The organism is Microbacterium shaanxiense, from assembly GCF_054779995.1.
This window is the reverse complement of sequence record NZ_BAAGXE010000003.1, coordinates 504,164-530,583: the sequence shown is the minus strand read 5'-3', so window position 1 is coordinate 530,583 and position 26,420 is coordinate 504,164. Positions and strand designations below refer to the sequence as shown.

Genomic DNA, 26,420 nt, shown 5'->3' with positions numbered 1-26,420 from the left:
GCTGTGTCGGTCGCCTGAGGCAGAGTGGTGACATGACCTCTCTGTCTGCCGTCGACACCCGTGCCGCCGCCCTCGCCGCACTGCGCGAACTCGTCGGCCGCCCCGACGCCGACTTCCACGAGGGGCAATACGAAGCGATCGAGGCGCTGGTCGCCCAGCGCCGGCGGGCGCTCGTCGTGCAGCGGACCGGCTGGGGCAAGTCCGCCGTCTACTTCGTCGCGACCCTCCTGCTGCGCCGGCAGGGCGCCGGACCCACAGTGCTCGTCTCGCCGCTGCTGGCGCTGATGCGCGACCAGATCGCGGCGGCCGAACGCGCCGGCGTGCGCGCGGTGGCGATCAACTCGACGAACGCGCACGAATGGGGCGACGTGCTCGCACGACTCGACCGCGACGAGGTGGACGTGCTGCTTGTGTCGCCGGAGAGGCTGAACAACCCCGCCTTCCGCGAGCAGCAGCTGACGGCACTCGTGCGACGGATCGGCATGCTCGTGGTCGACGAGGCCCACTGCATCAGCGACTGGGGTCACGACTTCCGCCCCGACTACCGGCGTCTGCGCGACCTCATCACGCAGATGCCCGCAGAGGTGCCAGTGCTCGCCACGACCGCCACGGCGAACAGCCGCGTCGTCGCCGACGTCGAAGAGCAGCTCGGAGTCGCCGCATCAGACGAGGGCGTGCTCACGATCCGCGGCCCGCTCGCCCGTGCATCCCTGCGGCTCGGCGTGCTGCGCCTTCCCGATGCGGCCAGCCGGCTCGCCTGGCTGCTCAGTCACATCGACGACCTCCCAGGATCGGGCATCATCTACACGCTCACCGTCGCCGCGGCCGTCGACACCGCCCGGCTGCTGCGCGAGCGCGGCCACGAGGTGCGCGCGTACACCGGCCAGACCGACACCGATGAGCGCGAGGAGTCGGAGGGCATGCTCAAGCGCAACGAGGTGAAGGCGCTCGTCGCGACGAGTGCGCTCGGCATGGGGTTCGACAAGCCAGACCTCGGGTTCGTGCTGCACCTCGGTGCGCCGTCGTCGCCGGTTGCCTATTACCAGCAGGTGGGTCGCGCGGGGCGCGCGAGCGAGAGCGCGGACGTGCTGCTGCTGCCCGGGCCGGAGGACCGAGACATCTGGCACTACTTCGCCACGGCATCCATGCCCGATCAGGAGCGCGCCGAGCGTGTGATCGCGGCTCTCGGCGATGCGCCGATCTCGACTCCTGCGCTCGAGGCGATGGTCGACATCCGTCGCACCCCGCTCGAGCTGCTGCTCAAGGTGCTCGATGTGGACGGCGCGGTACGACGTGTGCAGGGCGGGTGGATCGCCACTGGTGAGAGCTGGGTCTACGACCGGGACCGTTACGCGCGCATCGCCGCCGAACGCGTCGCCGAGCAGCAGCACATGCTCGATTACGAGCAGACTGACGGATGCCGCATGGAGTTCCTGCAGCGTTCGCTCGATGACGACACGGCCGAGCCGTGCGGGCGGTGCGACAACTGCGTCGGCGCATGGTTCCCCCGCGAGATCGGAGCCGCGGCGATATCCGCGGCATCCGAGTCTCTCGACCGCGTCGGCGTCGCGATCGACCCGCGCCGCGTCTGGCCAACGGGTGCCGACCGACTCGGGGTTCCGGCGAAGGGGCGCATCCCCGCGGGTGAGCAGGCCGGCAGCGGACGAGCGCTGGCCCGGCTCACCGACCTCGGCTGGGGCGGCACCCTGCGTACGCTCTTCGCCGCAGGTGCGCCTGATGCGCAGGCGACCCCTCAGGTGCTCGCCGGCTGCGTGCGGGTGCTCGCAGGGTGGGGATGGGACGAGCGGCCCGTCGCCGTCGTCGCGATGCCGTCGCGATCGCGTCCGCTGCTCGTCGACTCGCTCGCGCGCGGGATCGCCGAGATCGGCAGGCTGCCCTTCATCGGCGCACTGACCCCGGTCGACGGCGGGCCCACCGGGCAGCCGGGTGGCAACAGCGCGTTCCGGCTCGCCGGTCTCTGGGAGCGCTTCAGCGCCGATGGGCTCGAGATCCCCCACGGGCCGCTCCTGCTCGTCGACGACCAGGCTGACAGCCGCTGGACCCTCACCGTCGCTGCCCGCTCGCTCCGGCAGGCGGGAGCGACCGAGGTGCTGCCGTTCGTGCTCGCGCTACGCGGGTGAGCGCTCCTTCTCCACCAGCGTCAGCACGTCGTACGTCGCGACGGTCTCATCGTCCTGGTTGCGGATCACGGCATCCCACCGCACCTCGCCGTATTCATCGGTCTCGCGCGGCGTGATCTGCTTCGCGGTCAGCTCGACGCGGATGCTGTCGCCTGGCGAGACCGGAGTGATGAAGCGCAGATTCTCCAGACCGTAGTTCGCGAGCACAGGGCCAGGCTCCGGGTCGACGAAAAGCCCCGCGGCCCACGACACGAGCAGGTACCCGTGCGCGACGCGTCCGGGGAAGAACGGGTTCGCGGCGGCGGCCCGCTCATCCATGTGCGCGTAGAAGGTGTCGCCGGTGAAGTGCGCGAACGTCTCGATATCGTCCAGCGTCACCTCGCGGGACGCCGAGGCGATGCGATCGCCGATCCGCAGCTCAGCGAGCGACTTGCGGAACGGATGCGCCCCGTCCGAGTGCGCTGCGGCGCCGGCGTGCCATACGCCCGTCAACGCCGTGAGCATGTCGGGCGAACCCTGCACAGCCGTGCGCTGCATGTGATGCAGCACCGCACGGATGCCGCCGAGCTCCTCACCGCCGCCCGCGCGGCCAGGGCCGCCGTGCACGAGACCGGGCATCGGCGAGCCGTGGCCAGTGGACGAGCGCGCGTCGTCGCGGTCGAGGAACAGCACTCGTCCGTTCGAGGCGGCGATGCCCGTCATCAGTTCCGCCGCGAACACCGGATCGTACGTGGCGACACTCGTCACGAGCGAGCCGCCTCCGCGCGCCACGAGAGCGGCCGCCTCGGATGCGGCCCCGTACGTCAGCAGCGAGGCCACCGGGCCGAACGCCTCGACCTCGTGCACCGCATCCGCACTCGCGTCGTCGAAGCGCAGCAGCATCGGGGCGACGAAAGCACCATCCGGCGCGGCCGCGGCGGGGCCCTCGACGCCGCGCACCTCTGGTGCATCGCTGGTGCCGACGACGATCCGACCACCGGCATCCTGCAGCGACTGCACCTGCCGCAGCACCTCGTCGCGCTGGGCGAGAGAGACGAGCGGGCCCATCGTCACGCCCTCGACACGCGGATCGCCGATCACGATCTTCGCCTCGAGCCGTGCGCGCACCGCATCGATCACGGCGTCAGCGGATGCCGTCGGCACGATCGCACGCCGGATCGCCGTGCACTTCTGCCCTGCCTTCGTCGTCAGCTCCGTGACCAGCTGACGCACGTACGCGTCGAACTCGGCCGTTCCCTCGGTCGCGTCGGGGCCGAGCACCGAGGCGTTGATCGAGTCGGTCTCGGCGGTGAAGCGCACCCCGTTCGGGGTCCTCACCCTCAGCGTCGCGGCGGTCGAGGCGCTGCCGGTGAACCCGACGAGATCGCCGAGTCGTAGCTCTTCGAAGAGGGTGGGCACGCTGCCGCACACGAGCTGCAGCGATCCGTCGGGCAGCAGGTCGGATTCGACCAGGATCCGCACCATGGCCTCGGTGAGATAACCGGTAGGGGTGGCGGGCTTGATCAGCGACGGCATTCCGGCGAGGAACGCGGGCGCGAATTTCTCGAGCGGACCCCACACCGGGAAGTTGAATGCGTTGATCTGCACGGCGACCCCTGGCAGGCGCGTGTGCACATGGCGGCCGATGAAGCTGCCGTCCTTCGACAGCGCCTCGACCGGGCCGTCGACGTGCACCTGGCCGTTGGGAAGTTCTCGCCGCCCCTTGCCGGAGTACGCGAACAGCACGCCGATCCCGCCGTCGATGTCGACCCAGGAATCGGCCTTCGTCGCTCCGGTGCGAGCCGAAAGCGCGTACAGTTCGTGCTTTCGTTCGGTGAGGGCGAGTGCGAACTTCTTGAGCAGCACGGCACGCTGATGGAAGGTCAGTGCGCCCAGTGACGCCTGACCGACCGTGCGGGCGTACTCGAGAGCGCCTGCGAGGTCGAGGCCCTCGGTGCTCACCTGCGCGATCTCCGCGCCCGTCGACGCATCGCGGACGACGAGTGCGTCGGCAGCGGTCTGCGGCGTCCACCACTCGCCCTGGACGTAACTGGGCAGAACTCCGGTCATTCCCGATCCCATCTGTAGAAGCCTTCGCCGCTCTTGCGGCCGAGCCTGCCGTCGGCGACCATCTGCCTCAGCAGCGCGGGCGGTGCGAAGCGCTCGCCGAGGGTCGCGTACAGTTCCTCGGCGATGTCGAGACGCACGTCGAGCCCGACCACATCGGTCGTCCGCAACGGGCCCATCGGATGCCGGTACCCGAGCTCCATCGCCTGATCGATGTCCTCCGCCGAGGCGACGCCGGCATCCAGCATCCTGATCGCCTCGAGCGCCAGGACGAGGCCGAGCCGGCTGGATGCGAATCCGGGGGAGTCGCGGACGACGATCGGTGTCTTGTCCAGTGACTCCACCCAGCCGCGCGCCCGATCGACGAGCGTCGGATCCGTTGCCGATCCGCCCACGATCTCGACCAGCGATGACGACGGCACGGGATTGAAGAAGTGCAGTCCGAGAAAGCTCTGCGGGCGCGTGAGCGAGGCGGCCAGGGCGTCTACCGAGATCGAGGAGGTGTTCGAGGCGAGCGCCGCATGCGCGGGCAGCGCTCTCTCCACGCGGGTGAGCGCCTCGGACTTGAGTGCGCGGTCTTCGGGGACGGCCTCGATCACCAGATCGCGGTCGGCGAAGAGCCCCGCATCGGTGCCGGCCCGGAGCATGGTCGTCAGCTCGTCGAGGCTCCGTGCGGTGCCGCCGCGCTGCACGGAGCGCTCGAGGCTCTCCTGAATCCGGCGCATCGCCGTCGTCATCGCCTCGCTGTCGCGTTCGACGATGGCGACATCGGAGCCGGCCAGCAGGAACGCATGCGCGATCCCCGCACCCATGCGGCCACCGCCGAGAACGCCCACTTTCATGGTCGACCCCGCTTCTCCAGGAAGTCCGTCATCCTGCGCATCTTCTCCGGGCTCTCGAACAGCTCGGCCTGCAGCTCGCCGTCGATGCCAGGGTGCTCCGAGCGCGGAGCGCGGATGGCGCGTTTGGTGTGCCGAGTGGCGAGCGGATCGTTCGCCGCGATCCGATCCGCGATCGCATGGGCGGTCGCCAGCAGCTCGGATGCCGGATGGATGCTGGAGACGAGGCCGGCGCGCAGCGCCTCATCCGCCGCGAGCAGGCGGCCCGTGAGCAGCATCTCGCGGGCGAGTCCGTCGCCGACGATCTCGCCCAGGCGCCATGTGCCCCCAGCGGCGGCCATGATGCCGAGACCGGTCTCTGGGTTGCCGATCTTCAGCGCCGGCGTGGCGATGCGGATGTCTGCCGCATAGGCGAGTTCGGCACCACCGCCGAGTGCGTAACCGTCGATCGCGGCGATCACCGGCATCGGCAGTTCGTGGATGCGGATGAACGCGGTGGCATTCACGCCCCGACGTGCGTCCTCGGCGCGGCGGGCGCGCAGCTGGCTGATGTCTGCACCCGCGGCGAACACTCCTTCGGTGCCGGTGAGGATCAGCGTGCGCGGCGCGACTTCGAGCTCCGCGCACAGCGCATGCAGGGCGTCGATCGTCTCGCGGTCGATCGCGTTGCGCTTCTCGGGGCGGTTGAGACGTGCGACGACGCGGTCGGCCGTGCGGTCGATGACGAGAGGTTCCTCGTTCATGTGCGCTCCTGACTGCGTCGTCTGGCGTGTGCTAGTTTCTGACCGATCGTTCAGTAATTCATTATGCCAAGGATCGTGGGGACGGGCAATCACCGATGACAGACTGGATGCGTGTCAGTGCCATCATCTGGGAGGGTCGCAGGGGCGGCGTCTGCTGCGCGCCGCGGGCGACCGGGCTACGACCAGCGGCAGATCCTCGAGGTCGCCGTGCAGGTGTTCATCGAGCACGGCTACGACGCGACGTCGGTGTCGTCGCTCGCCGAACGGCTCGGTCTTTCGAAGTCCGCGCTGTACCACCACTACGCGTCGAAGGAGCGGCTTCTCGAACTCGCCCTCGACGAGGCGATGGGTTCGTTGGAAGCCGTGCTGCGCGAGCCGGACGCCACGGTCGGGTCGGCGGGGGAGCGGCTCGAGCACGTGCTCCGCGGTGCGGTGCGAGTGCTCGTCGACAAGCTCCCGTTCGTGACCCTGCTGCTGCGCGTGCGGGGCAACAGCGAGGTCGAGCGATCAGCGCTCGAGCGGCGCCGCACGTTCGACGATCGGATCACCGTGCTCGTGCGGGCCGCGCAGGCGGAGGGGTCGGTGCGCGGTGACATCCGTGCTGCGGTGGCCACCCGCCTGCTGTTCGGCATGGTCAACTCGATCGTCGAGTGGTACCGGCCGGCGGGGCCGGAAGGCGCGGCCGAACTGGCCGACGACGTGCTCGCAGTCGCGCTCGACGGGCTTCGCACGCGCTGAGCGCGACAGCGGTTCAGCGCGTGCTCGGAACCGACGAACTTCACCCCGTAGCGGGGATCGTGTCGACTCAGGCGCTGGCGATCACGGTCTCGTCGAGCGAGCGACGGACTCGAGGCGCGGTCTCCCGTTCCTGAAGCGCCTGCGGAAGAGTCGACGCGTCGCCGAGCTCGCCCAGAGCGATCACGGTCGCGGGGGTGAAGCGCGGTTCGAGGTCGGCGATCGCGCGCACGGCCGCCCCGTCGAACCCGCTCATCTGGTGGACGACGAGCCCGTCGTGGTGCGCCTGCACCGACAGGTGCGCGACGGCCTGGCCGAGGTCGTACCAGGCGTGCGTGATGGGGGACCCGTCTGCCGTCGCGGTCTCGGCAACTGCGACGACGAGCACGGCGGCGTGGCCGGCCCAGGTCTGGTTGAACCCGAGCAGCGCGTCGAGGATCTGCGCGTGCAGAGCCGAGCCGCGGCGGGCGACGATGAAGCGCCAGGGCTGGGTGTTGTTGGCGGACGGAGACCAGCGGGCGGCTTCGAGTGCTGCGGCGAGCTTCGCCTCGTCGATCGGTGCGGCGCCGTCGTATGCGCGGGGGCTCCAGCGCTCAGCGAGGATGTCCAGTACGGGGACGGCGGTCGGTGCGGTGCGGTCGAGGAGCGGAGTACTCATGATGCCTTTCGGGGTCTGAATCTGGGCCGACCCCGTCGTCCGCCTTGCCATCCACCATAACCGTTCCATGCGCGCGCATATTCCGGTTGGCGCAGAATCACATGATCGCGGCGAGTCGTGCGGCCCTTCGCTCCTGCTGGACATCGGGGTCGGGCACGGGCGCGGCCGCCAGCAGCCGACGCGTGTACTCATCGCTCGGATGCTGCAGCACCTGTGCGCGTGAACCCGACTCGACGACCGCGCCGCCGCGGATCACGCTCACGCTGTCGCAGAGCTCGTCGATGACGGCGAGGTCGTGGCTGATGAACACGCACGCGAAGCGCAGTCGTTCCTGCAGCTCGCGGAACACATCGAGCACCTGCGCCTGCACCGACACGTCCAGTGCGCTGGTCGGTTCGTCCGCGATGAGCAGAGCAGGGTCGAGCGAGACGGCCCTGGCGATGGCCACCCGCTGCCTCTGCCCGCCCGAGAGCTCGTGCGGGTAGCGGGCGGCCCGATCGGCGAGTCCGACCGACTCGAGCAGCGCATCCACGCGATCTGCGAGCTCGCGACCGCGCAGTCCCTTGATCGCCGCGAGGGGTTCCTCGACGCTCTGCCTGACGGTGTAGCGCGGATTGAGTGAGAGTGCCGGGTTCTGGAACACCACGCCGATCCTGCGGCGCGACTCGCGGCGCACGGCTCTGCCGGCGGTGCGCATGTCGACGCCGTCGACGATGATCGATCCGCCGGTCACGGGTGCGGCGCCGATGATCGCGCGCCCGATGGTCGACTTGCCGCTGCCCGACTCGCCGACGAGCCCGAGGATCTCGCCCCTTCGCACCTGAAGGCTCACGCCGTCGACGGCACGGAACTGGCCGCGGAGGCGTCCGCCGTACGTGACCTGGAGGCCTGCGACATCCAGCACGAGAGGCTGATCGGTATCGGATCCGACTGCGGCGGGCCGCTCACCGATGCGCGGCACGGCGCTCAGCAGCTGCCGTGTGTACGGCGCGGACGGCCGCAGCAGCACGCCGCGCACCGACCCCTGTTCGACGAGCTCGCCCTCGCGCATCACGACGACACGATCGGCCAGTTCGGCCACGACACCCATGTCGTGGGTGATCAGCAGCACGCCTCGTCCGTCGCGGCGTCCGAGGCGTGCGAGCACATCGAGCACCTCCGCCTGCACCGTGACGTCGAGTGCTGTCGTGGGCTCATCCGCGATCAGCAACTGCGGGTCGGATGCCAGCGCCATCGCGATCCCGACGCGCTGGCACTGGCCGCCCGAGAGCTCGTGCGGATACTGCTTCATGCGCCGGCTCGGCTCGGGGATGTCGACCAGCTCGAGCAGGTCGATCGCGCGGCGGCGCGCGGCTCCTGCACTGAGCGTGCGGTCGTGCGCACGCACCGCCTCGATGACTTGGAATCCGATCGTGAACACCGGGTTGAGGGACGCCACCGGATCCTGCGAGATCAGAGCGATCTGCGCACCGCGGACACGACGCAGATCGGCGGGCTTCAGGCCGACGAGCTCTCGCCCGTGCAGCCGGACCGACCCCGTGGCGCGCGCGTTCTCGGGGAGCAGCCCGATCACCGAGAGAGCGGTGACCGACTTGCCCGAGCCCGACTCTCCGACGACGGCGACGACCTCGCCGGGTGCGATGTCGAGATCGAGACCGTGCACGACCTCGACCGGGTTGCGGGTGCCGAAATGCACACGCAGATCCCGGATGCTGAGGATCGGTTCGCTGCTCGGCGCAGTCATGTTCACGCCTTCTTCTCGCCCGCGTCACGGGCACGCTTGTGCTCGCGCCAATCGGCGAGCATCTTGTGGTGGTACTCCTGGATCCACTCCAGGTAGTCACGGCCGTTCGTGAGGCGGATGCGCGCCTCCGCCTCTTCGGGACCCAGCCAGCTCAGCGCGGAATCGATCGATGCGATGTGCCTGTCGAAGTAACGGCGTTCATTCGCGAGGAAGCTCCCCCAGGGATCCTCCTCCGCCTTGAAGTAGTGGCTGCGGTCGCCCGGCACGGAGTGGCGGCGGATGTAGTTGGTGTCGATCAGACGCCTGGTCGCCATCGACACCGCACCGGTGCTGGCGCTGAGGGCTGCCGCGAGGTCGGCCGAGGAGATGTACGGCTGGTCCATGATCATCAGATAACCGAGCACACGGCCGTCCATGCGCGAGGTGCCGGTCATCTCCCAGATCAGGCTGATCTCCTCGGCGAACTGGCGCCGGTACTGCTCGCGCTCGTCGATCTGTTCGGAGTCCTCTTCGGCCATGTTCGATCCCTTCTCCTGCACCATCAGCATCCCACCCTCATCGGCGCTCACGTGGATCGAACACCGTGCGCAGTTCCTCGCCGAGCGCGACGATCGCCAGCACGGTCACGGCGAGCATGATGCTGGGCAGCACGAGCACATGGGGTGCGGTCTGGAACACGCGCGAGCCCGCGGCGATCTGCAGACCCCACGAGACCGCCGGCGACGAGAGCCCGATGCCGAGGTACGTGAGCGTGCTCTCGGCGACGATGACGCCGCCGATCGTGAGCGTCGCCATCAGCATCACCGGCTGCACCGAGTTCGGCACGACGTAGCGGCTGATGATGCGCCCGGCGCCGAGTCCCATGGTGCGCGCGGCGAGCACGTGGTCGGCCTTCGTGACCGATCGCACGGAGGCGCGCATGAGCCGCGCCATCATCGGCCAGCCGAAGACACCGAGGACGACCCCGACCGTGAGCACGTTGCGCGTGCCGAACATGTTCAGGACGACGATCGCCGCCAGCAGGAAGGGGAAGCCGAGGAACACCTCGGTCAGACGCGACACGATCCAGTCGGCGACGCGGCCACCCATTCCGGCGAGCAGCCCCATCACGAGCGCTATCGCGAGTGCGATCCCGGTGGCGAGGAGTCCGACGGATATCGACGCCTGGGCGCCGTAGACGGCTCCCGCCCAGATGTCGCAGCCCTGGAGGTCGAAGCCGAACGGATGGCCGGGTGCCGATTCCACCTTGCTGTCCGCGAGATCGCAGGCACGCGGATCGCCGTTGCCGAACAACCCGGCGAACGGCGCGGGCGCGACGGCGAAGGCGAGCATGACCAGCAGGATCGTCGACGCGACCCAGAACAGCGGCCGGCGCAGCAGCAGCACCCAAGGGGAGGGTCTGGCGGCCTGAGGCAGAGAGGTCGAGGTGGTCTTCGGCGCAGGGATCTTCGCCGTGATGGGAGGGATGTTCTCAGGCACGTCGGATCCTCGGGTCGAGAAGGGCGTGGATCGCGTCCACGAGCAGCGAGGTGATCAGGAAGATGACGATCAACGCCGTGGAGATGCCCACCACCATCGCCGCCTCGTGGTCGCGGATCGCTGTGAACAGCAGGTTTCCGACGCCGGGCAGATTGAAGATGCCCTCGATGACGACGGTGCCGCCGAGCAGGAAGCCCAGGTCGGTGGCGAGGAAGGTCGCTGTCGGGATGAGGGAGTTGCGCATCACATGCAGCCCGACGACGCGCCCCTCGCCGATGCCCTTCGCCCTGGCCGTGCGCACGTAGTCGGCCTCGAGGTTCTCGATCATCGAGCCGCGCACGAGCCGCGAGACGGAGGCGAGTCCGATGGCGGCGATCACGAGCGAGGGGAGCAGGTACGACAGCGGCCATCCTTCGCGGATTCCGGCCACCGGCAACCAGTCCAGCCGCACGCCGAACAGGATCTGCGCGGTGATGCCGAGCACGAAGACGGGGATGCAGCTGAGTCCGATCGTGATGACCAGGAGCCCTTTGTCGATCACCGTGCCCTTCTTGAGCGCGGAGACGACGCCGACCGCGAGGCCGAGGACCACCTGGATCGTCCACGCCGTCAGCGCGAGCGTGATCGTCACCGGCCACCGGTCGGCGAGCTTGTCGGCGACCGGTCGACCGGTGAGGTCGAGGCCGAGATCACCCGTGAGCAGGTTGCCGAGATAGTTCGTGTACTGCACCCACAACGGCTGATCGAGCAGGTACTTGGCGTTGATCGCGTCGATGACCGACTGGGGCAGCTGCCGGTCTCCGGCCAGAGCGCGGATCGCGTCGCCGGGAAGGCTGAAGACGGCCAGGTAGATGATGAACGTCACGCCGACGAACACGAGCGCGAAACCCGCGACCCGCTGCAGCACGCCCACCGTCGTGCGCATCAGCGGCGCTCCAGTTGAGCGTGCGCGGCGAGGATCGCTCCGTACTGCACGCCGACGACCTTGGCCAGGGGGATCGGCGCCGAGTGACGTCTGGCCGTGGCTTCGCGGAGCCAGGCGCCGAAGACCCGATGCGCGTCCCTGGCGGTCCTGCGCACCTCGGGCGAGGCGAGACCGGCGTCGACCTCGGCCTGAAGCGCCCGCAGCAGCATGCCGCCCCAGCGCAGCCGGTGCAGGTCCACGAGCCCCTCCAGGCTCGAGACCTCTGCGACGGTCGCCGGTCGATCGTCCTCGGCATCCGCCCGCGCGATGTTGCCTTCACCGGCGGTGAGCGCCATCGGGGCGAACACCCGGGCGGCGCGCAGCAGTGCGGTGTCCATCCGCACCTGGGATTCGACGCGTTCCAGCAGGTTCACGAGCGTGGTGCCCGTCTCGATCAGCAGACGCCCGCTCTCGCGCAGGGCATCGCGGTAGATCGTGGACGTCGCGCTCGTGTCGTCGGCGGTCGGGTCGCTGAACTGCGGCAACTCGGCGATCAGTGAGAGGGTGCCGTACTTCGCGGCGTACGAGGTCGAGGCGTCGCCGGCCGACCCGGGGGGATAGGGATCGAAGCCCTGTGCCTCGGCCCAGTCGTATGCGCCCTGCAGCGTTCCCATCTCATAGATCGCCTCGTCGAGCACGGTGAAGTGCGCGCCCTCCGCCTCGCCGGCGTGCAGGGGCACACCGCAGGATGCCGTGACCTGATGCAGCAGCGGGTACAGCTCGGGCAGCGGTCGCGAGAGGTAGAAGTAGGCTCCGCCGCCCTCGCTGTTGTGCAGCGGCACGTACAGGTCGGGTCGAGTGCTGTCGATCGCCCTGGCCAGCGCCTGGGTCTCGGGCATCATGGCGTCGAAGTACGCGGCCTTGTAGTCGAAGGGGAACGTCCACTCGACCTGCTCGTCCGGGGCGGGTCGGAAGAACTCCCTAGCGTATCGATCGCGATCCGACGGATCGCCGAACCAGCCCTCGTTCAGGCGCATTCCGTCCGGATCGGCACACGGGACGATGTGCCACGTCGTGTCGAGGGCTTCGCGGAACGAGTCGTCGTGCAGCAACTGATCGATCAGATGAAGGATGGTCAGCGATCCGATGGGCTCGTTCGGGTGCACCGCGCCGACGATGAGCGCCGAACGCGTGCCGGAGCCCAGGTGGTACAGCCGGATCGGATCACCGAGCCGGCTGGTCCCGATGCGCTCGAGGGTGAGCAGATCGGGGCGCTCGACGCGCAATTGCTCGATCCGCTCGTGGAGCTCGTCGACGGTGGGGATCTTCGTCTGGTCTGGCACCGCACCGGCACGGCGGAGGATGTCCTCCGCCGTGCCGAGCGTTGTCGCGGGGTCGTGCAAGGTTCAGCTCCGGTTCAGTCGGCGACGATGATCTCGGCCACGTCGACCGCACCCGAATTGGTGTGCAGTTCGGCGATGCGATCCGAGGTGACGTAGAGGTAGCGGTTGCCGAACAGCGGGACGGTGGGGAAGTCCTGCAGGATGCGCTCCTGCACCGCGGTGTATCCGGCCAGCGATTCCTCGAGGTCCGCAGCGGCGTTGGCGGTCTGCAGCAGCTCGACGACCTCGGGGTTGTTGTATCCCCCTGCCCCGAAGTTGCCCTCGCCCGTGGGGGTGAACACCGCCGTCAGCGTGTTCTGCTGACTCGGGTACAGCGCGCCCCAGCGTGCGCGGAACGGGCCGTTGGCGGCATCCTTCGTGATCATGTCGGTGAAGGCGGCGAAGTCGGCGGACGGTGTCGCGACGGCGCTCTCGATGCCGAGATTCTGCCGCAGCTGGTTCGCGATGGCCTCGAAGAGATCCTCCTGGCCCCAGTTGGCGATGAAGTGCACCTGCAGCTCTCCGTCGAAGCCGCCGGCCTCTTCCAGGAGCGCCTTGGCCGCCTCGGGGTCGAACTCGCAGTACTCGCCGCAGATGCCGGCCGGATCGCCGGGCATGCTCGGAGCGGTGAGGGATGTCGCGGGCACCTGCGAACCCCCGAAGACGGCTTCGTTGATGGCATCGCGATCGATCGCCATCGAGATCGCCTGACGCACGCGCACGTCTGCGAAGCGCGGGTCGTCGAGGTCGAAGCCGAGGAAGTCCACGCCGGGTGCATCGAGCTCGTGCACGTGGTCGCCGAACTCTCCGCGTGCCTGCTCGGCCTGCGAACCGGCGATCGCCACGATGTCGATCTCGCCGGCCAGGGCATCCGTGTACGCCGTCGCCGTGTCGAGATACGGCACGAACGTCACGGCGTCGATCGTGGGCTCGTCACCGGAGAAGTCCTCGTAGGCGACGGCCTCGATCGGGTCGGTGGCCGACCAACCGTCGGTGAGGCGGAACGGGCCGTTCCCTACGGGGGCGGATTCCCAGGCCTCGAGATCATCCAGGGCGCCGTCCGGCAGCGGGTACAGCCCGGTCTGGCCGATGGTCAGCTGCAGGGGGTACTGGCGGTCGGGAGCGACCAGCTCGACCGTGAAGGTGCGGTCATCGACGACACTGAGGCCGGCGAGCTCGGTCGCGGTCGGCTCTCCCTCTGCGGGATTCATCTCGGCATAGCCGACGACGTTCGCGAGCTGCGCGCCGTTGACCCATGCGTTCGGGCCGTATGCGGCGTGGTTCCAGGTGTCGACGTAGTCCTGAGCGGTGACGGGGGATCCGTCGTGGAACGTCCATCCGTCGCGGAGGGTGACCGTCCAGGTCTTCGCGTCTTCGGATTCGACCGACTCCGCGGCCACGTAGCCGATCTCGCCGTCCTCGCCGATCTCGGTGAGAGGCGAGAAGATCGTCTCCAGGATCGCGTAGGAGCCGAACTGATTGCCGGGGATCATCGAGTCCGGTTCTTCGACCGCGTATCGGATCGGATCGGCGTTCTCCGCGGATTCATCCGCAGCCCCCGCCGAGCAACCCGTGAGCGTGAGCGCCACCGCCGCCGACGCGGCTGCCAACAGACGTGCCTTGCTGTGCATAACTCCTCCTTGAGCCACAACGTACGGAACGTGTGCGGCGGGGACGGGGCTGCTCGGGTGTGCAGCCGTTCCTCGCACGTTAGGACGTATCCGCTTCAATCGTCAATGAACTTTCAGTGATTACTGAAAGTTGTAATAGGAGTGAAACACGTGTGACCCCGGAGCGCAATACCCGGGGCGAAATGGGTCGGTGGAGTCTCTCTCCGGCGATGAAAGAAGGAAAACGGGGATTCCCGGTCGTGGGAATCCCCGTTTTCCTTCTTTCGAGGAGCGTCGTCGTGCCTCAGCCGCGCAGCGCCTCGCGGAACTTGACCCTGGCGCCCATCTTGAGCAGCGAGTTCTCGTAGATCTTCGCGCCGATCAGGATCACCAGCACGCACGCGACGAGCATGATCGCCAGCGACGCCAGGGGCTCCCACCACTCCGCCTCGTTGAAGAACAGACGGATCGGCATCCCGACCGGGGCCGAGAAGGGCACGTACGAGAGTACGGTCATCACGACGGGGTTGTCGCCGAAGAAGATGACGAGGAAGTACGGGATCATCGTCAGGTACATCACCGGAGTCAAGGTGGTGCCGGCGTCCTCCTGACGCGACACCATCGATCCGGCGGCCGCGAACATGGCCGCGAGCAGGATGAACCCGAAGAGGAAGAACACCGCGAACCAGATGACCGGGCCGCCGAGTCCCGCCAGGAGTCCGGTCTGGCCGGTGACGATCAGCCCGATGCTTCCCACGGCGGCCAGGAGCACGATCTGCGAGATCGCCAGGATCGTGTTGCCGACCACCTTTCCGGCCAGCAGCACCCGTGCCGGGATGCTGGAGAGCAGGATCTCCACGACGCGGGTCTGCTTCTCCTCCACGACGCTCGACGCCACCGGCATGCCGAACATCATCGCGGACATCATGAACACCAGGCCGAAGCCGATGCCGAGCAGGTACCGGAGCGGTCCGCTCGCGGCATCCGGGTTGAGCAGTTCGACCTCCGGCGTCGCGGAGAGCGCCATCAGCAGGCCCTGCGGTGCCTCCTGGTCGGCGATGATCACGAGGCCGGTCGCGGATGACGCATCGTCGATCACGGCGGCGTCGACTTCGCCGGATTCGACGAGGGCGGTGGCCTCATCCCGGTCGGCGACCTCGGTCACGTCGTAGCCGTCCACCTCCGAGAGGGCGGATGCCGTGGCGCTCGTCGCCGCGATCGGGGTCGCGGTGGAGTTCGAAGACGAGAAACCGGCCCAGATGACGCCCGCGAGGGCGATCAGCAGCAGGATGCCGGTGGAGATCAGATACGCCTTGCTGCGCAGCCTGGTGCTCAGCTCGCGTTCTGCGACGAGCCAGACACCCTGGCCGGTGGAGACGGCCTTGGTCGATGAGGCGTTCACTGGATGACCTCCTTGAAGATCTGGGCGAGGGTGGGATGCTGCGGGCCGAATCTGCTGATGTCGCCGTCTTCCAGTGCACGTCGGAGGACGCGCTGCGCGGTGGCCGGATCGTCCGCGTCGAACACGGCGCTGCCGCCCTCGAAGTCCACGACGCTCACGCCCTGCTCCTCGCGCAGCCAGCCGACGTCTCCGCTGCTCTCGAGCTCCCATCGGGGCGCCGAGTGCTGCTCTCTCAGCTGATCGCGGGGGCCTGCCGCGCGGATCGTGCCGCCCGCGATGATGACGAGGTCGTCGCAGAGGCGCTCGACGACGTCGAGCTGGTGCGAGGAGAACAGCACGGAGACACCGCGGGCTGCGCGTTCCTGCAGCACGCCGGCGACCGTGTCCACCGCGAGGGGGTCGAGCCCGGAGAAGGGCTCGTCGAGGATGAGGACCTCGGGATCGTGCACGAGGGACGCGGCGATCTGCGCACGCTGCTGGTTTCCGAGCGACAGCGCCTCGATGTTGTCGTTCAGACGCTCGCCGAGTCCGAGCTCCTCGAGAAGCGCGGTCGCGCGCGACGTGGCATCCGACTTGGAGAACCCGTGCAGACGGGCGAAGTAGACGACCTGCTCGAGCACCTTCATCTTCGGGTACAGCCCGCGCTCCTCCGGCATGTAGCCGAACTGGCGGCGGGCGTCAGCGGTCAGCGGTGCGCCGCCGAGCGTGACGGATCCGCCGTCGGAGGCGAGCAGGCCGAGCACGATCCGCATCGTGGTCGTCTTGCCCGCGCCGTTGCCGCCGACGAAGCCGGTGAGGTGCCCGGCGGCGACGGAGAACGTGATGTCGTCGAGCACCCGGCGTGTGCCGTAGCTCTTCGTCACGCCGGTCAATTGGAGCGTTCCTGAGGTCATGACTCCACGCTAGGGAGAGGGGCGTGCGTGTGGCATCCCCCGTGCGGCGGACTTCCCGCCTCAGCCTTCGGACGGACGGGCGGCGAATCGGGTGAGGACGAGGCGCACCAGGAGCCCTGCGATCAGCGCCCAGAATGCCGCGCTGATGCCCGCGAGGGAGATGCCGGATGCCGCGATGAGGAAGGTCACCACGGCGGGCATCCGTTCGCTCGGTTCTGCAACCGCCTGCTGGATGGCGGAGCCGAACGCTGCGAAGAGTGCGACGCCGGCCACCGCGGGGATCACTGTCGCGGGCGCGAGGATGACGAGCGCGGAGAAACCGGCGGAGAAGCCGCCGAGCACGACGTACGCGACGCCGGTGGAGAGCCCGGCCACCCAGCGGCGCTTCGGGTCTGGGTCTGCCTCCGGGGATGCCGCGAGTGCGGCACTGATCGCGGCGAGGTTGATTCCGTGTCCGCCAGCCGGTGCGCCGATCGCCGTGCCGATGCCCGTCACGAGCATGGCCGGGCGCCATGGCACGTCATAACCGTAGCTGCGCATGATCGCGACGCCTGGCACGTTCTGCGACGCCATCGTCACGACGAAAAGCGGGAGCGCGATGCCGATGATCGCCCCGACAGTGAGAGTCGGTGCGACGAACTCGATTCGGGGGAGGAGCAGGCTCGCATCCATCGAGGAACCGCCCTGCGCCAGTTCCACCCCGACCACGATGGCGGCGGCGACGAAGGCGAGCGGCACCGCCCAGCGAGGTGCGATCCGAGCGAATATGAGCCACGTGAGCACGACGGGAATCACGCCCCACGGGTTCTCGGCGATCCCGGTCACCGGCGCGAGGCACAGCGGAAGCAGGACTCCTGCGAGCATCGCCTGGGCGATGGATGCGGGGATGCGGGCGATCAGACCGCCGAAGCCGGGCCATGCTGCCGCCAGCAGTGTGAGTGCAGCCACGACGAGGAATGCTCCCGTCGCCGCCGGCCAGCCGCCCTCGACGGCTCCCGTCGCGGCGAGCAGCGCTGCGCCGGGAGTGGACCAGGCCGCCGTGATCGGCATCCGATAGCGAGAGGCGAGGAAGACGCAGGCGAGGCCCATCGTGATGCTGAGGATGAGCAGCCCGCTCGCGGCCTGCGCCGGTGACGCTCCGACGGCGGAGAGCCCGGTGAGGACCACGGCGAACGAACTCGTGAAGCCGACCAGTGCAGTGACGACGCCCGCGAGGATCGGCCTGGACAGCGGAGCGGGCGCGTCGGTCATAGGGGTGAGATTAGCGCGACGGATCCGCACACAGAGAACTCATTGTATTCAACGGAATAGAATCTTCCCGAGGGTCGTTGACCTCGGAAGACAGTCAAGGCTCGTGTCGAGCCCGAGAAGAGAAGGAAAACCTGTGACTCGTACCATCGGCTACATCGTCGGCAGCATCTCCAGCACCTCCATCAACCGCCGCCTGGCGCGCGTGCTGACGAACCTCGCCCCCGAAGGCACCGAACTCGTCGAGATCGAGATCAAGGACCTCCCGTTCTACTCGCCCGACTTCGACGGCGACTTCCCTCAGGTGGCGAGGGACTTCAAGAAGGCCATCGCCGACGTCGACGGCGTCATCATCGTGACACCCGAGTACAGCCGCTCGATCCCGGGTGTGCTGAAGAACGCTCTCGACTGGTCGACCCGTCCGTACGGTGAGATGTCGTTCTTCGGCAAGCCTGTCGCCGTCATCGGCACTTCCGGCTCCGGCGTCGCGACCGCCGCCGCCCAGCAGCATCTGCGTGCGATCCTCGGTCACTTCAGCGCGATCACCATGGGACAGCCCGAGGGCTTCATCCAGGACCGCCCCGGCCTGTTCACCGACGACGGCCAGGTCACCGACGACAGCACCGCCGGGTTCCTCGTCGGCTACCTCGAGGCCTTCAACGGCCTCATCTCGCGCGTGCAGCACTCCGCCGACCTCGTGAACGCGTAACCTTCGCCGACCACGGATGCCCCGCAGCCTTCGGGCTGCGGGGCATCCGTGGTTCCGCACGGCTCAGCGGTGCCCACCCGATCAGGATGCTGCGCGGCCCAGCCGTCCGGCGGTGAGCGCCGTGAGCAGTGCGGCGACCGGCAGCGCCCAGAGCAGCGTCGCCGGGCCGGCCGTGGACGATGTCGAGAGCCAGAACGACAGCACGGCCGTCCACAGCAGGGCGTCGGCCTGCCACGCCCACATGCCGATGGAAGAGGCGTCACCCGCAGGGGTCGGAACGGGCATCATCAGTTCGATGGGCATCGGGCCTTTGGTCGAGTCATACGCGCGCACGGCGACGAGCATCGCTCCGATCGTCGCCGCCATGGCGGCTGTGCCGAGGTCGGAACCCGCGAGAAGCACGGCGACCGACGGAACGAGAACGCCCATCAACAGGGGCAACGGCAGGTGCAGCGCCAGCAGCCACCCGGCCGTACGGCCGTACACCGCCGGGCGACCTGCGGTGTCTGCCGCCTCACGGAACCCGTCGATGAACGGGCCCAGGGCGGCGAAGGTCAACAGTCCGGCTCCGATCGCAGCGACCCAGCGCGGGCCTTCCTGCAACTGCGCGAACCAAGCCCATCCGGCGCCCGCAGCGGCGAGGGCGACCAGCGCGACCGCGGCACGCAGCGGCGTACGCAGGGCGCCGACGATCGCGCGCTGAAGCACAGCGACGACAAGAGGTCGTGCGAACGCGATGCGCATGCGACGCCCTGTCACCGGTCGCGTGCGCGTACGATCCAGGGCGCCCGAGATGTCGCCGGTGCCGGCCAGAACCGTCATCGCCTCCCACCGGTGCGCATGATCCTCGACGCTGTTCGGCATCATCCGATCGAGGAGAAGGACGATCGCAACCAGCGCGATGATCGCGCAGGCACCGAGTGCCGAGAGCGGCGCGACCGTCGCGCCGATGCCGCCCGGCCACAGGCCCGCGAGCGCAGTGGCCGGAAGCAGCGCATCGAGGGGGAGCGACACGGCGCCGGCGAGCAGCGCGACGAGCACGACCCCGCAGACGGCCGCAGTGCGCCGGGTCACGACCTGGCCGGCCAGCCAGATCGCCGCGGTCGGCACGGCGAACAGGAGCGATCCGACGATGAACGCGATGGCCGTGTCGATCGCGACGCCGCGGGCGAGGAATCCGCTCACCGTCAACGTCGCGAGTGCGGTCAGCGCGAGGCACACGCCGACGGAGGATCCGAGCAGTTCACGCGACCATGCTGCGCGGGGAGGGATGTCCGACCGGCCAAGGGCGACGGCCACGAACGGATCCGGTGTGATCGGGCCGCGGACGCGGCCCAGTGCCAGCGCCCCCACCCAGACCAGGGCGCCGGCGACGGCGATGAGGCGTGCGGTGCTCTCGTGTCCGAGCGCCTCCATGGCTTCGGGCGCGGCGAGCGCCAACACGATCGTGCGGATGATCGGGACCCCGACGATCGCGGCGACGAGCACGGAGATGTACGCCAGGTAGGCGGTGTCACCCCGTGTTCGGTGCGAGCCTCGCGCACGGTGCACGGCCCGCGTCGCCGCTACGCGCGCACGATCCCGCATGCTGACTCCGTCGATCACTCGTTCTCGCCGACTGTCAGCACGTCGGATCCGATCGCCTCCACGAGTGCGGTGCTGTGCGTCGCGAAGACGATCGCGCATCCGGCCCCCGATCGCCGGCGCAGCGCGTCGGCGACCAGACCCTGCCGGTGCGCGTCCAGGCGCTGCTCTGGTTCGTCCAGCAGCAGCACCCGGCTCGGCCTGGCCAGGGTCAGCGCAAGGCAGAACAGTTGCAGCTGTCCTGACGACAGCTCTGAGGGGTACCGCATCTTCAGGGAGGCGATGCCGAGTTCTTCCAGTACCGCAACGGCCTGACGCTCCCCGGTCCCGGCGTCGTCGCCCCAGGTGGCGCGGATGAAGCGCAGCTGTTCGGCGAGTGTGAGATCCCGCGACAGCGGTGGCGCGCCGATCATCGCCGCGATCGCGGCGCGGTGGGCGCGGCGGCGGATGTGCAGCGGTTCGCCTTCGAGGAGCACATCGCCGGATGTCGCGGGCATGAGACCGGCGAGCACGCGCAGCAGTGTCGTCTTGCCCGCTCCGTTCTCTCCGCGCACCGCCAGGGTCTGGCCCTGGTCGATCGTCAGCGTCGTGGTCGGCAGCAGCACCTGTTCGTCGACGACGACCCCCACATCGGATGCCGTGAGCAGAGCCGTCATCGCGCGAGTCCGTGGCGGTGCGCCAGTACGACGGCTTGCACGCGGTCGCGCGCCCCGAGCTTCTGCAGGATGCGCGAGACGTGGGTCTTCACCGTCGCCTCGCCGATGAACAGCCGCGCTGCGATCTCGGCGTTGCTCATCGCCTCGGCGACCAGTGCCAGCACCTCGGTCTCCCGTTCGGTGAGCGGCTCGGCGAGCACGTTCGCCGTCGCGGTCTCCGCGGCTTCCGGTGCGGTGGATGCGTACCGCTGCATGACCCGGCGCGTCACCTCCGGAGCCAGCATGCCGTCGCCGGCGGAGAGCACGCGGACGGCGGTGACCAGATCCTCCGGGGTGCCGTTCTTGAGCAGGAAGCCGCTCGCACCGGCATCCAGAGCGGCGAAGAGGTAGTCGTCGCGATCGAAGGTCGTCACGATCGCTATCGCCGCGCGCACCTCGTCGTCTGCGACGATGCGTCTGGTCGCTTCGATGCCGTCCATGTCGGGCATCTGCACGTCCATCAGGATCACATCGGGTCTGAGATCGGATGCCGCCGTCAGGGCCTCTGCGCCGGTGGCGGCCTCGCCGACGACCGTGATGTCGGGCTGGATGTCGAGGATGGTGCGGAACCCGGCGCGCAGCGCCTGGTAGTCATCGACGAGGAGCACACGGATCGGACCGGTCATGCGTTCGCTCCCGCCAGGGCGACGGGCGCGGACAGGGGAACGTGCACGCGCACGCGCCATCCTCCGCGCTCGCGGGGCGCCGACTCGATCGTGCCGCCCGACGCCAGTGCGCGTTCGCGCATGCCCAACTGCCCCATCCCTGACCGCGGCGTGAGAACGGCCCGGCCTGTGTTGACGATCTCGAGCTCGATGCCGGTGTCCTGGTAGCGCAGGCGCACGTCGGCGATGGCTTCCGCGCCGGCGTGGCGGCGGGCGTTCGTGAGCGACTCCTGTGCGATGCGGTAGAGATTCACCTGCGTCACCGATGGCACCGGTCGCGGCGTGCCGATCACGGTGAACTCCGTGGGCACTCCGGCCGAGTTGGACGCCTCCACCAGGTCGGCGATGTCGTCGAGGGTGACGGTCGACGCGGCGTCGTCCACGCCGGCATCCGAGGAGCGAAGCGTCTCGAGCAGGTGTCGCAGCTCGCTGATCGCCTCGCGTGCCGAACCTTCCACATCGGAGAGGATCTCCTTCGCCGCTGCGGCATCCTGGTCGATCACCATGCGCGCGGCCCCTGCCTGCACGCCCATCACCGAGACGTGGTGGGCGACGACGTCGTGCAACTCGCGGGCGATGTGCACCCGATCGAGTGCCACGGCCTGCGCGGCGGTGACCTCGCGCTCGCGCTCCAGATCGACCGTGCGCTGTTCGAGTGCCTGGCGCTGCATCGCGGCACGCCACGCGTGCTCACCGAAGTAGTAGGCGCCGGCGAAGTAGAGCACGTTCACCAGCAGCTGCAGCATCATGAAGGCGAGGTACGGCGACATGGCGCCGGCGATGATGTCCTCCTCGCGGGCGGTGTCGATCGCGTCGCGGTACATCGTGACCATCAGCCACGCGAACATGCCGGCGATGATCGCGGCTCGCACGATCATCGCCGCGCGGCGGTTCGCCATCCAGGCACCGACCGTGTACAGCGCGATGAACATCGCGACATTGCCGGCGTACAGCTCGGGGATGCGCAGGGTGACGGCGACGAAGTAGGCGACCGAGACGATGATCGCGACCTGGGCCGGCCAGACGCGCCGCCACGCGAGGGGCGCTGCTAGGAACACCAGATAGATCAGCGCCTGCCACAGCGGCGCCTGCTCGTCGCCGTAGATCTCCGACGCCGCGGAAAGCGCGGCGCTGATCACACCGGAGACGAAGACGACGGTGGCCAGCAGCGCGTCGGACCGGCGTTGGCTCGCGGTGAGCGCGCGGAATGGTGCGGACATGGTTCAACGGTACGGGCAAGCGGATGCTGCAGCATCCGCCCTGCGACGGATCGGGAAAGATGCCGTTGACACCGTACTTGTTTTTTGCAAGCATCGTTCTCAACAGGCACGGCGATCTCGCCGGCATCGAGCATCAGACAAAGGAGTCAGCATGTCAACCAAGGTCTTCGTCAACCTCCCCACCACCGATCTCGAGCGCAGCAAGGCGTTCTACACCGGTCTCGGCTGCGACATCAGCCCCGAGTTCACCGACGAGAACGCCGCGTGCATCGTGTGGAGTGAGGACATCTATTTCATGGTGCTCAAGCGCGAGTTCTTCGCGACCTTCGCCGACAAGCCGATCGCCGACCCGAACGAGTCGGTGCAGGTGTCGGTCTCGTTCAGTCAGGACTCCCGTGAGGCCGTCGACGCGATCGTCGCCAAGGGGCTCGCCGCCGGCGGCACCGAGCCGAAGCCTGCGCAGGACTACGGCTTCATGTACTCCCGCGATCTGGACGACCCCGACGGCAACAGCCTCGGCTTCCTCTACATGAGCGAGGAGGCCGTCGAGAAGGGCCCTGAGGCGTACATGGCCGAGCAGGGTTCCGCGTCCTGACGTGGCCGCGCGCAGCTACGGCCAGTACTGCGGGGTCACCACGGCCGTCGAACTGATCGGTGAACGGTGGGCGATGCTCATCGTCCGCGATCTGCTCGTGGGGCCCAGGCGCTACACCGACCTCAAGCAGGGCCTGCCGCGCATCCCCACGAACATCCTCTCGACGCGACTGAAAGACCTGCAGGAGGGTGGAGTCGTGCGCCGAGTGCCGCTGAAGAACTGCGGGCTCGTGTACGAGCTCACCCCCTACGGTCGCGCGCTCGAGCCGATCATGCTCGCCATCGGACGCTGGGGCTTCCAGGCCATGGGAGACCCTTCGCCCGGAGACGTCGTCACCCCTGATTCGCTCACCATGGCGCTGCGGACGGCGTTCCGACCGGAGTCGGCGACGGATGCCGACTACGAACTGCACGTCGGTGACGTCGCGCTGCGCGCGCAGGTGCGCGGCGGGATGCTGTCGGTCGCCCAGATCGCGCCGCCCGCGCCACCCGTCGGCGGGCAGATGCCGGACGGCGAGCCGGATGCCGTCCTCGTCGCCGGTCCCGGCATCCGCCGCATCATCGGTGGCGAGATCACGCCGACCCAGGCGATCGCGCAGGATGTCGTCGCGGTCGTCCGAGGAGACGAGTCGTTCCTGGACTCGTTCGCCTCCACCTTTCACATCGCATCATTCGAACTGCAAGGAGCCGCATCATGACCGGCCGCATCATCATCGATCTTTTCACCACGCTCGACGGCGTCGCCCAGGCGCCAGGCGGACCGGAGGAGGATCCCTCGGACGGGTTCTCCTTCGGCGGCTGGCAGGCCGGAGTGCCGGACGACGCCGTCGGGAAATGGGTCATGGAGGGGATGTCGACGCTCGACGCGCTGCTGCTGGGCCGCCGCACCTACGACATCTTCGCCTCATACTGGCCGCATCACACGACGGGTCCTGAGGGGCCGATCGGGCAACTCTTCGATCGGGTGCCGAAGTACGTCGCCTCGCGAGACGCCGACATCGAGCTCGCATGGCAGGGGAGCTCGCGCGTCGGTGACAACCTGAAGGCCGAGGTCGCGCGGCTGCGCGCTCAGCACGAGGATGTGCACGTGATCGGCAGCGTCGACCTCGTGCAGACGCTGCTCACCGAGCAGTTGTTCGATGAGTTGCAGCTCTGGGTGTACCCGGTCGTGCTCGGCCAGGGCAAGAAGGTGTTCCCCGACGGTGCCGCCGCGGCGAACCTGACGCTGCTCGGTGCGGAGGTCGGCGACAACGGCGCCGTGAGCCTGCGCTACGCGCCGGCGCCCGGTCCGGTTCGCACCGGGACGATGGGCGAGTGAGCCCGGGGGACGCTGAAGCCGTCGCGGGTCGTTGAGCGAGCGAAGCGAGACGAAACGGGTTGAGCGAGCCGTGGGCGAGTCGAAACCTCCGCAGAAAACGCAGATCCACGGTCCCACGTGAACCGTGGGCCGACCTCACTAGTCCACCGCGGGCGGGTCCCCAAGCGTCGAGGGGTCGCCGACCGGGAACCAGCCGATCACCGTCTCGCCGTCCGACTTGTAGACCCTCAGATATCCTTCGCCTTCGAAGGCGAGCGACTCGGACTCCCGTGTGTAGCCGACCTCGCCGTTGGTCGCCTGCGCTGAGACGAGATCAGGGATGCCGTTCTCATTCGGCACTCCGTATGTCTCACCGTGCGCGTTCACGCCCCAGAGAGTAGACGATGACGAGCCGTAGCGTGCGACGACAGTCCACGACGTGCCGGGATCTGCGCTGATGGTGATCGTGGTTCCGCCGTCAGCGGGCAGAAGGCCGTTGTCGACGTGGACCGTAGGATTCTCGCGGATCGGGTCGGAGCACTCCCAGTAGACGCTTGCGGACCTGATGTCCGACGATCCTGGATTCGTGGGCACTTCGATCTTCCCGCCCTCGGAGCAAGTGACTTCGAGGATCACCTGCTCAGCACCGGCCGGTACCGGACCGAGGTCGACGATGGTCGTGCCCGTGTAGGAACCACTCACAGGCTCACCGAACGAAGTGACCGTCGTCTGACCCGGCAGCCCGCTGATGATCGCGGCCCCCGTCAGCGCTCCGACCAGCGCGAGCGATCCGCCAACGATAGTCGCCGTCCGTGCTCTGCGCTGATGGCGTTGCAGTCGACTGTGGTCGGTGCCGATGGCCACCATTTCTTGCTCGACGCTCGCAGCAAAGACCGAGTCCATTGCGGTGTTCATGCGCGTTCTCCTTCCGCCAGAAGCGGGATGACGTGTGGCGTGGTTGATGTGAGGTCGTGCTGAAGGCGACGGCGCGCACGCATCAGACGCGTGCGGGCAGCTCCCGCCTTCAGCCCGATAAGCCGGGCGGCATCGGCGACGGTGAGCCCGTCCACCGCCGTGAGCGTGAGTAGTGCGGCATCCTTCGGATCCAGCACCGACAGCGCGTCACGTAACCGGATGCCGAGAGCCTTGGTTTCCAGGGCAGTGATCGCCTCGTGCTCCGCATCACGGGCCTCCGCACGCGGCAGCGCCGCCAACAGTCGCCGGTATCGCATGCCGCCGCGACGCTGATTCCTCGCCGTATTAGCGACGGTCACCAGCAGCCACGGCAGAACAGTGCCGTCGACGAGGAGGACCGACCTCCTCCTCCGCCACAGCTCGAAGAACGCCACGGCCGTCGCATCCTCAGCATCCTGCGCGCGTTCAACCAGCGCCGTAGCGCGCCGGAACACGGCGTCACGATGCCGGCGGAAGAGCTCAGCGTAAGCCTCTCCGCTCCCCGTGCGGGCTCTCTCCCACGTCGCGCTCTCGTCGTTATCGCTCATACCATGTCATGTCCGGCAGTCGCGGAAGTGTCACACGCACCGTCGAGTGCTGAGCAGCACGCAGCCAGCGCACGGGGAGCGGGGTGCAAGCGATCACGCGACGATTCTCCTCTACGCTCAAGCTATGACCACGAGGTCCGAGATGCTCCGGCTCGAACGCGCACCGATTTCCTGGGGGCTGATGATTGCGGCGACGCTGCTCGTGGGCGTCACGATCGCGCTCGTCTGGTTCGTTGCGGCTCCCTGGGTATTGCTCGCCATCGCACCTGTGATCTCGTATGGTTCCGTCGCCTGGATCCCTGGATTCCCAATCTGGTAGGAACCTGCGGC

Annotated in this window: 26 protein-coding genes; 7 read left to right on the top strand and 19 right to left on the bottom strand. The window is 68.5% G+C overall.

The window, feature by feature from the left end:
* The first annotated feature begins 32 nt into the window (after positions 1–32).
* Entirely contained in the window at positions 33–2,141 is a 2,109-nt protein-coding gene (locus ACYVG2_RS12145; RefSeq protein WP_460781218.1) for a RecQ family ATP-dependent DNA helicase, read from the top strand.
* Here ACYVG2_RS12145 and paaZ read toward each other — a convergent pair.
* From paaZ to ACYVG2_RS12130, 3 genes are read right to left on the bottom strand one after another with little or no spacing between them, the layout of a single operon-like run.
* On the bottom strand, positions 2,130–4,190 hold the full coding sequence (gene paaZ, locus ACYVG2_RS12140; RefSeq protein WP_460781217.1) for a phenylacetic acid degradation bifunctional protein PaaZ: 2,061 nt from the start codon (positions 4,188–4,190) through the stop codon (positions 2,130–2,132). The genes ACYVG2_RS12145 and paaZ overlap by 12 nt on opposite strands.
* On the bottom strand, positions 4,187–5,029 hold the full coding sequence (locus tag ACYVG2_RS12135) for a 3-hydroxyacyl-CoA dehydrogenase family protein (RefSeq protein ID WP_460781216.1): 843 nt from the start codon (positions 5,027–5,029) through the stop codon (positions 4,187–4,189). The genes paaZ and ACYVG2_RS12135 overlap by 4 nt, the downstream gene beginning before the upstream one ends.
* Entirely contained in the window at positions 5,026–5,769 is a 744-nt protein-coding gene (locus ACYVG2_RS12130) for an enoyl-CoA hydratase/isomerase family protein (protein WP_460781214.1), read from the bottom strand. Before ACYVG2_RS12130 ends, ACYVG2_RS12135 begins: the two co-directional genes overlap by 4 nt.
* 117 nt (positions 5,770–5,886) lie before the next feature.
* Between ACYVG2_RS12130 and ACYVG2_RS12125 the strand changes: the two genes are divergently transcribed.
* Positions 5,887–6,507: a TetR/AcrR family transcriptional regulator gene (locus ACYVG2_RS12125; RefSeq protein WP_460781462.1), complete on the top strand. Its 621-nt coding sequence runs from the start codon at positions 5,887–5,889 to the stop codon at positions 6,505–6,507.
* Positions 6,508–6,574: 67 nt separating this feature from the next.
* On the opposite strand, the gene ACYVG2_RS12120 is transcribed toward ACYVG2_RS12125, so the two are convergent.
* From ACYVG2_RS12120 to ACYVG2_RS12075, 10 genes are all read right to left on the bottom strand, one after another.
* Positions 6,575–7,162: a nitroreductase family protein gene (locus tag ACYVG2_RS12120; protein ID WP_460781213.1), complete on the bottom strand. Its 588-nt coding sequence runs from the start codon at positions 7,160–7,162 to the stop codon at positions 6,575–6,577.
* 97 nt (positions 7,163–7,259) lie between these two features.
* Positions 7,260–8,906 (bottom strand): dipeptide ABC transporter ATP-binding protein, encoded by a 1,647-nt coding sequence (locus ACYVG2_RS12115; RefSeq protein WP_460781212.1) that lies wholly within the window; start codon positions 8,904–8,906, stop codon positions 7,260–7,262.
* 2 nt (positions 8,907–8,908) lie between these two features.
* Complete coding sequence (locus tag ACYVG2_RS12110; protein ID WP_460781211.1) at positions 8,909–9,475, bottom strand: GbsR/MarR family transcriptional regulator; 567 nt, start codon at positions 9,473–9,475, stop codon at positions 8,909–8,911.
* A complete protein-coding gene (locus ACYVG2_RS12105) occupies positions 9,462–10,385 on the bottom strand; it encodes an ABC transporter permease (protein ID WP_460781210.1) in 924 nt (307 codons plus the stop codon). The genes ACYVG2_RS12110 and ACYVG2_RS12105 overlap by 14 nt, the downstream gene beginning before the upstream one ends.
* Positions 10,378–11,310, bottom strand: coding sequence for an ABC transporter permease (locus ACYVG2_RS12100; protein ID WP_460781209.1), 933 nt, complete (start codon positions 11,308–11,310; stop codon positions 10,378–10,380). The genes ACYVG2_RS12105 and ACYVG2_RS12100 overlap by 8 nt, the downstream gene beginning before the upstream one ends.
* A complete protein-coding gene (locus ACYVG2_RS12095) occupies positions 11,310–12,692 on the bottom strand; it encodes a M14 family zinc carboxypeptidase (protein ID WP_460781208.1) in 1,383 nt (460 codons plus the stop codon). Before ACYVG2_RS12095 ends, ACYVG2_RS12100 begins: the two co-directional genes overlap by 1 nt.
* Positions 12,693–12,706: 14 nt before the next feature.
* Positions 12,707–14,302 (bottom strand): peptide ABC transporter substrate-binding protein, encoded by a 1,596-nt coding sequence (locus ACYVG2_RS12090; protein WP_460781207.1) that lies wholly within the window; start codon positions 14,300–14,302, stop codon positions 12,707–12,709.
* 283 nt (positions 14,303–14,585) lie between these two features.
* Positions 14,586–15,683, bottom strand: coding sequence for an ABC transporter permease (locus ACYVG2_RS12085; protein WP_460781206.1), 1,098 nt, complete (start codon positions 15,681–15,683; stop codon positions 14,586–14,588).
* Positions 15,680–16,576 carry an ABC transporter ATP-binding protein gene (locus tag ACYVG2_RS12080; RefSeq protein WP_460781205.1) on the bottom strand — a complete coding sequence of 299 codons (897 nt, stop codon included), beginning with the start codon at positions 16,574–16,576 and terminating at the stop codon, positions 15,680–15,682. The genes ACYVG2_RS12085 and ACYVG2_RS12080 overlap by 4 nt, the downstream gene beginning before the upstream one ends.
* A gap of 60 nt (positions 16,577–16,636) precedes the next feature.
* Entirely contained in the window at positions 16,637–17,827 is a 1,191-nt protein-coding gene (locus ACYVG2_RS12075; RefSeq protein WP_460781204.1) for a benzoate/H(+) symporter BenE family transporter, read from the bottom strand.
* Between the two features lie 133 nt (positions 17,828–17,960).
* Here ACYVG2_RS12075 and ACYVG2_RS12070 point away from each other — a divergent pair, with 133 nt between their 5' ends.
* The gene (locus ACYVG2_RS12070; RefSeq protein WP_460781203.1) at positions 17,961–18,533 is read left to right on the top strand and encodes an NADPH-dependent FMN reductase; all 573 of its coding nucleotides are present in this window, start codon (positions 17,961–17,963) and stop codon (positions 18,531–18,533) included.
* 81 nt (positions 18,534–18,614) lie between these two features.
* Here ACYVG2_RS12070 and ACYVG2_RS12065 read toward each other — a convergent pair whose 3' ends face one another.
* From ACYVG2_RS12065 to ACYVG2_RS12050, 4 genes are read right to left on the bottom strand one after another with little or no spacing between them, the layout of a single operon-like run.
* Entirely contained in the window at positions 18,615–20,120 is a 1,506-nt protein-coding gene (locus tag ACYVG2_RS12065) for a hypothetical protein (RefSeq protein ID WP_460781202.1), read from the bottom strand.
* A 14-nt stretch (positions 20,121–20,134) separates the two neighbouring features.
* Positions 20,135–20,773: an ABC transporter ATP-binding protein gene (locus ACYVG2_RS12060; RefSeq protein ID WP_460781201.1), complete on the bottom strand. Its 639-nt coding sequence runs from the start codon at positions 20,771–20,773 to the stop codon at positions 20,135–20,137.
* Positions 20,770–21,438, bottom strand: coding sequence for a response regulator (locus ACYVG2_RS12055; protein WP_460781200.1), 669 nt, complete (start codon positions 21,436–21,438; stop codon positions 20,770–20,772). The genes ACYVG2_RS12060 and ACYVG2_RS12055 overlap by 4 nt, the downstream gene beginning before the upstream one ends.
* Positions 21,435–22,697: a sensor histidine kinase gene (locus ACYVG2_RS12050; RefSeq protein WP_460781199.1), complete on the bottom strand. Its 1,263-nt coding sequence runs from the start codon at positions 22,695–22,697 to the stop codon at positions 21,435–21,437. The genes ACYVG2_RS12055 and ACYVG2_RS12050 overlap by 4 nt, the downstream gene beginning before the upstream one ends.
* A gap of 151 nt (positions 22,698–22,848) precedes the next feature.
* Between ACYVG2_RS12050 and ACYVG2_RS12045 the strand changes: the two genes are divergently transcribed.
* The 3 genes from ACYVG2_RS12045 to ACYVG2_RS12035 are packed head-to-tail and all read left to right on the top strand — an operon-like array spanning position 22,849 to position 24,609.
* Entirely contained in the window at positions 22,849–23,292 is a 444-nt protein-coding gene (locus tag ACYVG2_RS12045) for a VOC family protein (RefSeq protein ID WP_460781198.1), read from the top strand.
* A gap of 1 nt (position 23,293) precedes the next feature.
* The gene (locus tag ACYVG2_RS12040) at positions 23,294–23,989 is read left to right on the top strand and encodes a winged helix-turn-helix transcriptional regulator (RefSeq protein WP_460781197.1); all 696 of its coding nucleotides are present in this window, start codon (positions 23,294–23,296) and stop codon (positions 23,987–23,989) included.
* A complete protein-coding gene (locus tag ACYVG2_RS12035; RefSeq protein ID WP_460781196.1) occupies positions 23,986–24,609 on the top strand; it encodes a dihydrofolate reductase family protein in 624 nt (207 codons plus the stop codon). The genes ACYVG2_RS12040 and ACYVG2_RS12035 overlap by 4 nt, the downstream gene beginning before the upstream one ends.
* A 138-nt stretch (positions 24,610–24,747) precedes the next feature.
* On the opposite strand, the gene ACYVG2_RS12030 is transcribed toward ACYVG2_RS12035, so the two are convergent.
* Together ACYVG2_RS12030 and ACYVG2_RS12025 are read right to left on the bottom strand one after the other, a co-directional pair.
* Positions 24,748–25,503, bottom strand: coding sequence for a hypothetical protein (locus ACYVG2_RS12030; RefSeq protein ID WP_460781195.1), 756 nt, complete (start codon positions 25,501–25,503; stop codon positions 24,748–24,750).
* On the bottom strand, positions 25,500–26,090 hold the full coding sequence (locus ACYVG2_RS12025) for an RNA polymerase sigma factor (RefSeq protein WP_460781194.1): 591 nt from the start codon (positions 26,088–26,090) through the stop codon (positions 25,500–25,502). The genes ACYVG2_RS12030 and ACYVG2_RS12025 overlap by 4 nt, the downstream gene beginning before the upstream one ends.
* A gap of 124 nt (positions 26,091–26,214) precedes the next feature.
* On the opposite strand from ACYVG2_RS12025, the gene ACYVG2_RS12020 reads away from it, so the two are divergent.
* Positions 26,215–26,409 carry a hypothetical protein gene (locus ACYVG2_RS12020; RefSeq protein ID WP_460781193.1) on the top strand — a complete coding sequence of 65 codons (195 nt, stop codon included), beginning with the start codon at positions 26,215–26,217 and terminating at the stop codon, positions 26,407–26,409.
* Positions 26,410–26,420 lie beyond the last annotated feature (11 nt).